This is a genomic window from Nitrosomonas sp. Is37, from assembly GCF_033063275.1.
Taxonomy (GTDB): domain Bacteria; phylum Pseudomonadota; class Gammaproteobacteria; order Burkholderiales; family Nitrosomonadaceae; genus Nitrosomonas.
Genome location: NZ_JAWJYP010000048.1, coordinates 1 through 11,971 on the forward strand (window position 1 = coordinate 1; position 11,971 = coordinate 11,971).

The 11,971-nt window shown below is 42.1% G+C and carries 10 protein-coding genes; 4 read left to right on the forward strand and 6 right to left on the reverse strand.

The features are described 5' to 3' along the window. Nucleotides 1-116: 116 nt before the first annotated feature. Entirely contained in the window at nt 117-890 is a 774-nt protein-coding gene (locus tag R2Q26_RS14690) for a hypothetical protein (RefSeq protein WP_317536976.1), read from the reverse strand. A gap of 438 nt (nt 891-1,328) precedes the next feature. On the opposite strand from R2Q26_RS14690, the gene R2Q26_RS14695 reads away from it, so the two are divergent. Continuing rightward, the gene (locus tag R2Q26_RS14695; protein ID WP_317536977.1) at nt 1,329-1,769 is read left to right on the forward strand and encodes a Fur family transcriptional regulator; all 441 of its coding nucleotides are present in this window, start codon (nt 1,329-1,331) and stop codon (nt 1,767-1,769) included. A 181-nt stretch (nt 1,770-1,950) separates the two neighbouring features. Then, complete coding sequence (locus R2Q26_RS14700) at nt 1,951-3,957, forward strand: TonB-dependent receptor (RefSeq protein ID WP_317536978.1); 2,007 nt, start codon at nt 1,951-1,953, stop codon at nt 3,955-3,957. Between the two features lie 59 nt (nt 3,958-4,016). Here the strand turns inward: R2Q26_RS14700 and R2Q26_RS14705 are convergent, their stop codons facing one another. From R2Q26_RS14705 to R2Q26_RS14725, 5 genes are all read right to left on the reverse strand, one after another. Continuing rightward, nucleotides 4,017-4,397, reverse strand: a complete 381-nt coding sequence (locus R2Q26_RS14705) for a SirB2 family protein (RefSeq protein ID WP_317536979.1) — start codon at nt 4,395-4,397, stop codon at nt 4,017-4,019. Beyond that, on the reverse strand, nt 4,397-4,882 hold the full coding sequence (locus R2Q26_RS14710) for a hypothetical protein (protein ID WP_317536980.1): 486 nt from the start codon (nt 4,880-4,882) through the stop codon (nt 4,397-4,399). Before R2Q26_RS14710 ends, R2Q26_RS14705 begins: the two co-directional genes overlap by 1 nt. Nucleotides 4,883-4,930: 48 nt before the next feature. Beyond that, complete coding sequence (locus R2Q26_RS14715) at nt 4,931-5,278, reverse strand: STAS/SEC14 domain-containing protein (protein ID WP_090572086.1); 348 nt, start codon at nt 5,276-5,278, stop codon at nt 4,931-4,933. A 68-nt stretch (nt 5,279-5,346) separates the two neighbouring features. Then, the gene (locus tag R2Q26_RS14720) at nt 5,347-6,198 is read right to left on the reverse strand and encodes a DMT family transporter (RefSeq protein ID WP_317536981.1); all 852 of its coding nucleotides are present in this window, start codon (nt 6,196-6,198) and stop codon (nt 5,347-5,349) included. 37 nt (nt 6,199-6,235) lie between these two features. Continuing rightward, complete coding sequence (locus R2Q26_RS14725) at nt 6,236-7,354, reverse strand: aromatic ring-hydroxylating dioxygenase subunit alpha (RefSeq protein WP_317536982.1); 1,119 nt, start codon at nt 7,352-7,354, stop codon at nt 6,236-6,238. Between the two features lie 278 nt (nt 7,355-7,632). Between R2Q26_RS14725 and R2Q26_RS14730 the strand changes: the two genes are divergently transcribed. Further along, nucleotides 7,633-9,015: an adhesin gene (locus R2Q26_RS14730; RefSeq protein WP_317536983.1), complete on the forward strand. Its 1,383-nt coding sequence runs from the start codon at nt 7,633-7,635 to the stop codon at nt 9,013-9,015. Nucleotides 9,016-9,244: 229 nt separating this feature from the next. Next, complete coding sequence (locus R2Q26_RS14735; protein ID WP_317536984.1) at nt 9,245-11,428, forward strand: primosomal protein N'; 2,184 nt, start codon at nt 9,245-9,247, stop codon at nt 11,426-11,428. Nucleotides 11,429-11,971: the final 543 nt, after the last annotated feature.

Here is an 11,971-nt window from a genome sequence, read left to right on the forward strand (position 1 = left end):
CTAACTAATACTTCTTTTCTTCTTTGTTCGCAACCTCCAAGCCTACTTTCTTAACCATAACTATGTCAAGGATTTTGGGTAAGAGATCATCATCTAGATAATTAGATTATGATTTCTCAGCTATTTTTTGCTGGACCTTTACGTCGCAAGAAAAAGAAAGCTAGTCCCCCTGCTACACCAAGCAAGAGCATAATTTCTAGCATACCAAAACCACCGCCATGACCACCATGCCCTCCATCCCCACCAACATGTAGGGGAACACGTACGGCAGTACGGACAGTATCACCTTCTACTTTTTCCAGTAATACAGTGTATTGACCAAGCTCCTTCAGCTCTGTCGCAACAACAATAATTCCAGAAGGATATGTCGTAGCTGGCATATAAAAACCTTCATGGTTGCCAGCAGCGTGCGCTACATCTTTGTGCTCTTCGTGCTTACCTACCTCATGCCCATCATGAGAATGATGATCAGCGTGCCCTTTATGCTCACCATGATCCATTTCATGGTTTTGCTCTTTGCTGACGCTGTTATTTGCCGCTATATCGGCACGAGCTTCTCCCCCATGCCCCTCGTGCCCCTCTTTTACTAGACGCACAGCAAGCGGTATCTCACGAGCATCAGTGGGCAACTCAAGCGTCATATTTATTTTTCCAATATTTGGTACATGATCGCAATACGAATGCATCGGAGGAATATCACCCTCTGGTACTTCATAAACGCTGACAGTTACAGGAAAATCGCCCGACTTAACTTGACATCCTCCATGCCCGGCATGATGCCCTTCATGTGCAAGCATCAGCTGCGCATGAAGCGAAAATGCTGCTAATGACAATACTACTGCTGCGCATAATTGCACAACCAATCTATTACGACGTGAAGCCTTTCTCATACTTTCTCCAGGAACTTAATCTTAATTAAAATATATTTGTAATTGTATAACCTGCTCAGCAATATTGCCTAGCATATTTGCTCGTGATTGTATAACAAAAATTTAAGGAAGGTTGAATAAGTGTGCCAAGACAAACACTACAGAAAATGCACAGTACACAAAATTACTAAATATCAGATAGATAGAATTCTGGATCAGCAGAACTGAACTCTGTCACACCATCGTATAGCCACCTATCCTCAAAACTTTTTAACAATCTATATGTGATTTAAAATATTGATTTTCAAGAATCTCTTGTATAGAAGATTTGCTCAATAAAGCAGAATTTTTCATGTCGACCTGAAAAAAAATAAGCTGCCAGAAAATTTCTTAAACACGTTTTTTGATTAAAAAACTATCACTCCAGAAAATTATTTACTATAATTAAATGCAACTAAGTTGCGTATTTTTTTCTCTGTGCCAAATAATTTTTACGAAAAAGCCAAAGAGCTGATTAGTCACACTGGTGATCGTGCTACTCATCACAGAATCCGAACACTTGCCACGCTATTGGCTGAGCAGCATGCACTTACTCATCGTGAAATCGAAGAACGATTAAATGCAAAAGGTCAATTGGATCGCGTAACGCTTTATCGTGTTCTTGAATGGATGAGCAAGAAAAATTTAGTACACAAAATAGCAGGAGATGATCGAGTATGGCGTTTCCGTGTCAACACGGAATTACATTCACACCAACACGCTCATTTCATATGTACACGATGTACCAAAGTGACATGCCTGAACGATTTCAGAATTAAACCTGATCCTTCCTTGCCACTTGGTTATTTATTCCATGAAATTGAATTAACGGTTAAAGGACTATGCGCTGAATGCGCTTGATGGACTAACCATTTCAAAAATAGAATATTTTATTCTCTACAAATGCAACTCAGCTGCATTTGTAAATTCGACAACTCCCCTGGCACTTAACTACAAAGCATTATTTATCAGCATGTTGCATCACAAAGTCATAAAAAATAGAACCCAGCACAACCCAAAAGAACAATTAAGGTTAACTACTATGGGTTTAATCGTCTTCGTTTTCAATACTATTAATACTAATGCTCAAGCAGAAGAAGCTAACAAAACAATTAAACTTCCCGAGATCACCATAACTTCAACGCCATTTCAAGACCGAAGTGAGTTAGATATGACTCAGCCTACCACTGTTTTACATGGAGACAATCTCCGCAGAAAACGTGAGGTAAATCTTGGCGATACTTTATCTAGTGAGCTTGGCGTAGCCTCAAGCTCATTTGGGCCTGGTGCCGGGCGTCCTATCATCCGCGCTTTGGATGGACCACGCATTCAAGTACTGGAAAACGGCATCGGCACACTTGATCTTTCTTCTCTCAGCCCAGATCATGCCGTCACTATCGAAACGCTCAATACCTCACAAATTGAAATTCTGCGAGGCCCAGCAACTTTGCTTTATGGCGGAGGCGCAACAGGCGGAGTAGTCAATGCTGTAACTGGACGCATCCCCAATCGGGTGTTTAAATCATTAAAAGGTAATTTTGAAGTACGGGGAAACACTGCAACTGAAGAAAGAACTGGATCACTCAACGTGAATGGCAGTTTTGGTCAAACCTCATGGAGTGTCGGCGGTTTCAAGCGTAAAACGGGCGATTATCATATTCCTGGGCAAGCTAATGTTAATCAGAACATAAACAACGAAAAGCATGTGGTCAAAAACAGTGCAGTTGATTCTCAAGGCTTATCTGCTGGCGGCTCCTACGTAGGTGAAAGAGGATTCTTCGGTGGCTCTATCTCATTGCTAGAAAGCAAATATGGCGTACCAACTCCTGAAAGACCTACTATTGATTTAACACAAGCCCGTTACAACTTAGCCGGAGAACTAAATAACCCTCTTACTGGCCTTGAGAAACTCAAGGTACGCATGGGCTACAATGACTACAAACATAATGAGCTTGAAAGTAATGGTGAAATCGCGGCTCGCTTTAAAAATCGAGAACTAGAAACCAGAGCCGAGTTTTTGCATTCGCCTATTGCAAATTTAAAGGGTTTGTTCGGTATACAATTTCAGGATCGAATATTTTCTGCTTTAGGGGAAGAATCAATCATACCCGTGACAAAATCACGTTCTACCGGGCTTTTTCTTATCGAAGAACGCAGCTGGGGTAATTTTCGATTTGAGTTTGGGGGACGATATGAATATGCCACACGCGATCCACAAAATAACATTAACCGATCTCGCGCATTCGGTCTGTTCAATGGTTCTGCTGGCGCTATCTGGAATTTTGTAAAAGACTATAACTTAGGATTGACAGCAACGTATGGCCAACGCGCGCCGGCGATAGAAGAGCTCTATGTGCATGGCCCCCATCGTGCCACAGGTACATTCCAGATTGGCGATAATGCGTTACACAAGGAAGCTACCAATAATTTTGACTTATCTCTTAGCAAAACTGCTGGATTTATGAAATGGAAAGTTAACGCTTTTTATAACCGGTTCAACAACTATATTTTTTTAAGAAACGTAGATACGAATGGAGATGGCATCGCTGACCGTGTTAATGAAGACGGAGAGCTAAATCCACAGGGTGAATTTCAAGCACAGAATATAGCTCAGACCGATGCCACATTTTACGGTGCTGAAGCGGAAGTTATTTTTACTTTTAAACCGGACAATTTAGATTTGCGTCTATTCACAGATTATGTACGCGGCAAATTAGACCACAACGATGGAAATGTTCCACGCACTACACCCCAACGTTTTGGATTGGAGCTAAACTACCAACTGGGCCCCTGGGCCGCGAATCTGACGACGATACACGTGCTCCGCCAGAATAAACGAGCAGAACTTGAAACCAGCACTGCCGGTTATACGCTACTCAATCTAGAAGCCAGCTATCGCATAAAAGAAACTCAATCAAACGGTATCAAACTCTTTGTTCAAGGAAAAAACTTGCTTAACGAGGAAATACGTATTCATACCTCTTTTTTGAAAAATTTTGCACCCTTACCTGGAAGGGCTTTAGTAGCAGGAATAAGAGGTGATTTTTAAAACCTGCTCAATAGGAAAAACTTTTACTAAAAGATTCGAGATATCACTTAAAACTTAATTTATAGGAATATTGCAGGATTTTTAGTCAGCGCAACTAATACAATATAAAAAAATACTATCTGAGCCATAATCCAGGCGCTAACTTTAATTGTACGGGTCTTGCCGAATCTCAGCGCTATCATGCCCAACCCAATATAAAGAAGCAATCCCGCAACTTTTGCAGTCAACCAAGAATCTACAAGCGGATTTTGTTGTATCAGAACCGCCAACGTAATTGCACTAGTTAGTAACACTGTATCAATGACATGAGGCATTATTTTTACCCAACGTTGCTGCAATTGAGCTGACGCACGTATCATCCAAATACCCCGCATCAGAAATAGCAAATAACTGAGCATGACACTGGATACATGAATCAATTTTAATAACGTATAGCTCATCACCATTTCCCAAACAAAACCCAACCATGACTACCAGCAACTGCACCCGCAACTGTGACGAGGCTGATACTTAACAAGAACCAATGCAGACGCTGAATCAATACGAATGTTTGTTCTGGCTTATTGAGCGCCCTGGTCTTAAACCATTTATGGAGCACCCATGGCTCCAGCACAAACAGCATCAGCGTAAAAATACCCCACACGAACACCATGGCATGCATCCACCAGAAATGGAGTTCAGCAAAACGATTCCATCCATCTAGAATATGTACCATATAGAAACCACTCAGTCCTACTAATAATGTAGTAAAACGTGCTTGAGTAGCAAAGCGACTTTCAATATGTTCGAAGAATTCGACACGTTCTTCAGCTGATTTCATTTTCGCTACAGCAGGAAGCAGAACTGTCGTCACCATAGCAACACCACCAATCCAAAGGACTACACCCAACACATGCAATACCCTAGCTAAAACAAACTCATCCATGCTGAATTATGCTTGAATTTTTACACGAATGTGGGAATAGCTTAGAATCTATTCACCAGAAACCCATTCCTTCGCTTCATCGTAATCAGAAAAAACTGTTACATCCGCATTGATAAACAAATTTGATACCCATGCGCTCCATGCTTGCCATTGGTTATCAGTAACTACCGCAACCCGATTGAATTCACTGCCATGCTCGCGCATGAATTTGATTTCTTCCCAGGCAACATCTACCGTGTAATCCACCATATCCCGCCAATCAAATAATAAATTTATCTTATCTTCAGGATGTGATCGATATAGTACCTGGTCTTCAAATTCTTTAAAGTCACTGAGAGTAAATTCCCCGATTACAGCTACGATGATCAGGTTATTGATTTTTTGAATAGTAATCATGCGCGTGCTCCCAGATATAATGGATCCATCATAAATAGTTGATTTTCATCATACAAATACTATTGAATCTATTGACTACGAACGCTCATTGGGGCAACTCTCAGGCTCAACACCCCTCCTAACACAATCATTCCCATCCCCATCCAGGCAGAAATGGGCTGAATATCATGCCAGAAAAAAGCATCCCACAGCCCTGCAAATAATACTGTACTATACGCAAGTGCACCAACTACCATTGTTTTACCGACGCGATAAGCACGCGTAAGTGCTAGCTGTGCAAGGGTAGCCGTTATGCCAACCCCAACCAATATCCATAAATTATTGGAGGTAACGGTGCTAAATGCAGTTAACGATAACCATATACCGGTTATTACCGTACAGATCAAGGTAAAATAGAAAACCACTACCCATTCAGACTCGCCCAATTTACCAAGCTGTTTCAGATTAAGATGAGCAAAGCTTGCAAAAATACCTGAGATCAAACCAATTAATCCAGTCTGCCACTGATCTTCATGTAAAGTTGGCCTTAACAACAAAATCACTCCTATAAATCCGAGTACGACTGTCATAACCAACACCCAATGGAAACACTCTTTTAAAATAATCGTCGCCAACAGCGCTAGAAATAGCGGCCAGGTATTATTCAGGGATATGGCTGTTGCCAGTGGAAGTTGCGTAATGCAATAAAAAAACAGCAACAATCCACCAAGACCAAACAGTCCACGCCAGCAATGAATCTTCCAGTGTTCGGTAATCAATGACACATGACGAACACGCATAGCTAGATAGGTTAAAAGTAGGCCAATCAAGGAACGGTAAAACACCAGCTCGATACTAGAAAAATATACTGCACCTAACTTTACCAACATTCCCATGCAAGCAAACATAAAACCCGCCACGAGCATCCACAGCGAATGCATCACTGATTACTTTAAAAAATGCATTTTAGAACAATAGTTAGCGTAAGTAAGAACCTATCTCCCTTTGCAGGAAATTATGAAAATGCAACATCCCAGCTTCCATCGGCATTTGATAGGGACCAAACTCATTAATGTTTTGTTGATGAAGTACACGACGTCCTGTTGTCATCAGCCTGCAGATTTCTTCGTCTTCTAAAGCAGTTTCGAAGTATGCTGCCTGCTCTGCCTCAATGAATTCACGCTCAAACAAAGCAATCTCTTCTGGATAGTAAAACTCAATTACATTCATGCAGCTTTCTACTCCAGTTGGTAATATCGTACTAATGATAAGGGTGTGGGGGTACCATTCAAGCATCACATTGGGATAATAAAGCAACCAAATGGCACCATAAGGTGGCTTTTGATTATTATTGCACTGTAATACCTGCTTGTGCCACTTCTCATATACTAGTGTGCCTGCTCGGTCAAATGCAGGATTAACCCCTACAACTTGAACACTGTACCAATCACCAAACTTCCAATCAAGCTTGTTGGTATCAACAAAATGTCCCAAACCGGGATGAAAGGGTACGACATGATAATCTTCCAGATAAACCTCTATAAATGTCTTCCAGTTACACGAATAATGATCTATATGGACACGATCAAGAGTATGATCCGTAAAATTAAAGTCCTTGAGAACGCTTAGATTTGCCATATCATGTGCAACATTGCGTTCACCCATAAACAAGAGCCCATTCCAATTTTGCAAGGGTGTTTTACCCAAATCCAGACATGGATTATTGCTAAAATACGGCGCCCCGAGCAATTTGCCATTCATCGCATAAGTCCAGCGATGTATAGGGCAAACTATATTTTTGGCATTCCCGCGTCCTTTCAGCAGAAGCGCCTGACGATGGCGACACACATTCGATAACAGCTCAATGCCATTCTCGTTGCGAACTAATACCTTAGCATCATCCATCCATTCTATGGCATGGTAGTCCCCAACATTGGGCACCATCAATTCATGCCCGACGTAACCAGGACCTTGATCAAATAGTCGCTGTTTTTCCAATTCAAGTACATGTGGATCCAGATACCAGCCAACAGGAAGTTGTTGTGGTTTCTCAGTCAACTCAGTCAACAATTGTGACACTTGCGCTAGACTAGACATATGCAATTATTTATTAAAGTGATGTTCAATAGAGATTAATACTCAATGGACAAATCAAATATTTAGAAATTCAAAAAAATCAATAAAACAGAAAATTGCGTCTATACTTATTAATATAAGGAAGACTCTAATAAATAAGTTTCGCTTTGAGGACTGAAAAAGATTTTACATTACCAAGATTCACATCTACATTATCCTCTTATTTCATAAGATTACAATCTTAGCGTTGTGCGTAAATCGCATGAATTGATTAAACATAAATTGGAAGAGCTACCTCAATGAAATTGAATCAACAGACAAGCAACAAAGCCTGGGTATTTTTATCGAGTGCACTTATCATAGGACTTACCTCCTGCAGCGATAGCCAGGAACCTAAAATTAACAAAGCCTCTCTCAAAGGACCTACCACAGGAATACTCACCGATGCCGCCCCAGTTGCAGGTGTTGTCTATACTACATCTTCTGGATCATCAGGAACTACAGATGCACAAGGCATGTATCGCTATAACCATGGCGACAATGTCAAATTCCAGCTTGGCGAACTGATCATCGGTGATATTAAGGCAACTGGTATCGTTACTCCAATAGAGCTGGCTGCAGGTAATGAAAATAAATTACAGAACCTGCCCATCCTGCTGCAATCCCTTGATTCAGATAATAATCTTTCGAACGGAATATCGATCCCAGCAGAAGCAGCTGCAGCAATCAAATCTACCCTTGATCTCGCAAGCGATCCAGTCAGTTTTGCTAATTCTGCAATACTTAAAACGGCACGCGATGCTGCAGGCATAGCTGGCGACATCAAATCAGCAGAAGCAGCCAGTGCAGATTTTCTTGCCCGAGGAACCAATCTTCTTGGCAGTCACATCTGGGTAAAATACGATGACACCAATGCGAGCATTATACGAATAGCAGCAGATGGCAGTGGTGAATACTTGCAGGGCGAAGCAACAGCAGATGATTCATGCGATGAAAACCGTGTTTGCGGAGGCGGTACTATTATTAAAGCCGGGGTGGAATACGGTGTTGCAAACGCATCGCAATTTGATACCAGAGGATTTAATCTCAATAGCTCGACATCTGTTGATACTAATCTCCGAGCAGGTTTATCGCACCCGCGCCCTACTTGGCGAATCCATACAGACGGTGACGAGCTCATTATTTCTGACATTGTAGTTGCCCAAAGAGCAAGAGAGCAAAGTGGTCTTTTTGGGGAACTCTTTCACATCGCACGCCCAATTGAACTCAGTTCAGATGACGAGCCCATTCTTACTGAGATCAAAGAAAAGCGGTATGCCAAAATGGATAATAATACCTCTGGCATTGTGGGTGCCTGGGAATTGGATAAAAATAGTGTTAAAACCAAATTATTTCTGTTCTTTCCCAATAATAAATTCATGTTGGTAGACCCTACTGGAGAAACCTTTCAATCCGAGCAAATGGCATGTGGAACCCCAGGTGTTGAATTTGCCTCATATGCATATGATGCCAGCTCTAAGACCCTGAATATGAGGAGCTTTATTTATGATACCAACGGCTGTGTCGGTCTCTCGAGCGGTTCAGACAGCCCAATTTCATTTGACATTAGCGCAAACGGTGATTCTGCAGTCTTAAGCAGACAAGGGGAAGCATCTGTTACGTTATATCGGGTCTCAAAATAACTCACCAAGGCGTGATAGAACAATTTGGCGAGAGCTAAAATTTACTCTCGCCCCTCTTCTTAAGCTTTCCTATCCTTGACATTTATATAGCAGCTATTGGATCTGGCTTCTGGTCAAACTGCTTTGATATTTTCGGTATTTGGTACTCGCCATATTTGATGTTAATAATCCTGAGCCTATATCGAGCTCATACCCTTTGATGAATATCAAGACCAGGGGTTTTCATTAAATGGCTATAATCCGCGTCGCACTCGATGTACCTATCGATAGTCTATTCGACTATATTGCACCCGATGCAACACCGCCAGACGTTGGCTCATTTGTGCGTGTTCCCTTTGGTAAAAAATTCATGATAGGCATCATCATGACCATATCCGATGATGCCCACGTTCCTCATGACAAACTAAAGCAAGCTGAAGATATATTACGGAATATCCCCCCTATACCTCCAACTCTCATAGAATTATTTGAATTCTGTAGTCGCTATTACCATTATCCTATTGGCATGGTAATCATGAATGGAGTGCCCACGCGATTGCGCAGCATTAAACCTCTTCCACAACGATCTATCACACCATTCCTATTCCGTTTAACCGAAACAGGTCATGCTATAGCACTCTCTTCCATTCCTGGCCGAAATAAAACTAAACATCACTTGCTTGCTCACCTTAAAGAAGTGGGCAACATCACTAGTAAAGAAGCAAAGCAGCTCTCTCCACGTGCTCCAAAATTACTGCAGGAATTTTTAGTTCAAGGATGGATAGAAAAGATCTTAATGGAGCCGGAATTCACATTAAATGCTCCTCCTATTCTGCAGCTCACAACCGAACAAATCACTGCAATCAATGCCATCCAAGCTGAAATAGGCCTATTCAATACCTGGCTGCTCCATGGAATCACGGGTAGTGGCAAGACCGAAGTTTATCTCCAGGTTACTTCAATGTTGTTAAAGCAAAAACGCCAAATACTTATCCTGGTGCCCGAGATCAATCTAACTCCCCAGCTAGAAGCAATTTTTCGCTCACGCTTCCCCGCCACACGTCTAATCAGTTTGCATAGCAAACTCAATCCTACCGAGCGTATAAACGGTTGGTTACAAGCACAGCGGGGCGAAGCAAGCATTGTCCTTGGAACACGCCTGACCATCTTCACGCCATTACCTAGGCTGGGTCTGATTATCGTTGATGAGGAACATGATCATTCATTTAAACAACAGGATGGACTACGCTATTCAGCGCGAGATGTCGCCATTTTTCGTGCAAAACAGGCCAATATACCCATCTTGTTAGGCTCTGCAACACCTTCATTGGAAAGCTACTACAACGCCATAACTGGCCGATACCGCTGGATACATTTGCGCACACGTGCAGTGAAAAATGCCACACTCCCAGTCATACGCTATGTTAATACCCGCTCCGTTCAGCTCAAAGAAGGGCTATCTGAACCACTACTTGTTGCGCTAGAAAAAACCCTAACTCAAAAGCAGCAAAGTATGGTTTTTATTAATCGCCGCGGTTATGCTCCAGTATTATTATGCAAGTCTTGCACATGGCTTGCGACCTGCTCACGCTGCTCCAGTCGTCTCGTTGTACACCTGACTCAAAAAAACCTACGCTGCCACTACTGTGGTCACACAGAACAGCTTCCACAAGCCTGCCCACAATGTGGCGATCAGGATCTCATGCCATTTGGTCATGGTACACAACGAATTGAAGCTGCACTGGCAAAATTTTTCCCTCATGCTCGTATTCTTCGTGTCGATCGGGACAATACTCGTCGCAAGGAAGCCTGGCAATTCATATTAAGTGCGATCCATGAACAACAAGTAGATATCCTGGTAGGCACCCAACTTCTAGCAAAAGGGCATGATTTTCCTAATTTGTCCTTGGTAGGTGTGCTCAATGCTGATACTTCACTCTATAGCATCGATTTTCGTGCAGAAGAACGATTATTCGCACAATTAATACAAGTTGCCGGGCGAGCAGGTCGCGCTGAAACTGCAGGAGAAGTTCTCATTCAAACTGAATTTCCTGATCATCCCTTATATAACGCATTAAAACATCACAATTATGATGCTTATGCACAAATATTGCTAAAAGAAAGGGAAATTACTCATTTTCCTCCCTATACCTATCAAGCGCTACTTAACGCGGAAGCACCACAAATCGCTACGGCGTTAAATTTCCTCACCATGGCAATTGCACTCATCGAACCAACGGAGCAAATAGAAATATTCGATCCTGTTCCCGCACAAATGGCGCGGCTAAAAGGACTAGAGCGCGCCCACCTGCTGGTACAATCCTGCTCCCGCAAAAAATTACAGCTATTTCTCAGCGACTGGTATATAAAACTCAGCAAAATTCCCCATCGTAAGGTACGATGGACTTTAGACGTAGACCCGCTAGAATTCTGAGTGAGACCGAGTACGTTTGATAAACTTAAATCATTGATACAATTCACAATTATGATTACTGGCCCGGATATTTCGCCAGCAAACAAGATGACAGGAGATAATGGCGAGGCAATTTGTGAGCAGATTTACGCATTCCGTGCTCAGCCAATATCTACGACTATTGGCACTAAGTGAAAACGGAAAGATGCCGCAAATCACTCGCGAAGTCTAACGGTATAAATTATTCTTGCGTAAATCTATCCAGAAGCACTTGTTAACAGCTTTTGCATCATATTAAAGGCCAACCTGTGAAGTATCTAGGCTAAATAATGAGAAAATACAAGCACCTTCCTGCGAGATAAAGCCTTCATTCCGTAAATGTTTCCCCTTCAGCATTGATTGGCTCTGGTTCAAACACACTAGAGCATTCTGCATTTAAATACGTCCATACCCTGAATTCAGGAAGTAATTTCTGCATTCATATGCTGAGAAGAGCGGCAGTATGCTGCCGATGGTTTTCCACAAAGCATCGAATGACCGTGCCATGGCTTTTCTCAAAAGGGC

What these genes read in the sequence shown, in the direction of transcription:
- R2Q26_RS14690 (WP_317536976.1), bottom strand. Translation starts at nt 890, where the DNA reads ATGAGAAAGGCTTCACGTCGTAATAGATTGGTTGTGCAATTATGCGCA.
- R2Q26_RS14700 (WP_317536978.1), top strand. Translation starts at nt 1,951, where the DNA reads ATGGGTTTAATCGTCTTCGTTTTCAATACTATTAATACTAATGCTCAA.
- R2Q26_RS14705 (WP_317536979.1), bottom strand. Translation starts at nt 4,397, where the DNA reads ATGAGCTATACGTTATTAAAATTGATTCATGTATCCAGTGTCATGCTC.
- R2Q26_RS14710 (WP_317536980.1), bottom strand. Translation starts at nt 4,882, where the DNA reads ATGGATGAGTTTGTTTTAGCTAGGGTATTGCATGTGTTGGGTGTAGTC.
- R2Q26_RS14715 (WP_090572086.1), bottom strand. Translation starts at nt 5,278, where the DNA reads ATGATTACTATTCAAAAAATCAATAACCTGATCATCGTAGCTGTAATC.
- R2Q26_RS14720 (WP_317536981.1), bottom strand. Translation starts at nt 6,198, where the DNA reads ATGCATTCGCTGTGGATGCTCGTGGCGGGTTTTATGTTTGCTTGCATG.
- R2Q26_RS14725 (WP_317536982.1), bottom strand. Translation starts at nt 7,354, where the DNA reads ATGTCTAGTCTAGCGCAAGTGTCACAATTGTTGACTGAGTTGACTGAG.
- R2Q26_RS14730 (WP_317536983.1), top strand. Translation starts at nt 7,633, where the DNA reads ATGAAATTGAATCAACAGACAAGCAACAAAGCCTGGGTATTTTTATCG.
- R2Q26_RS14735 (WP_317536984.1), top strand. Translation starts at nt 9,245, where the DNA reads ATGGCTATAATCCGCGTCGCACTCGATGTACCTATCGATAGTCTATTC.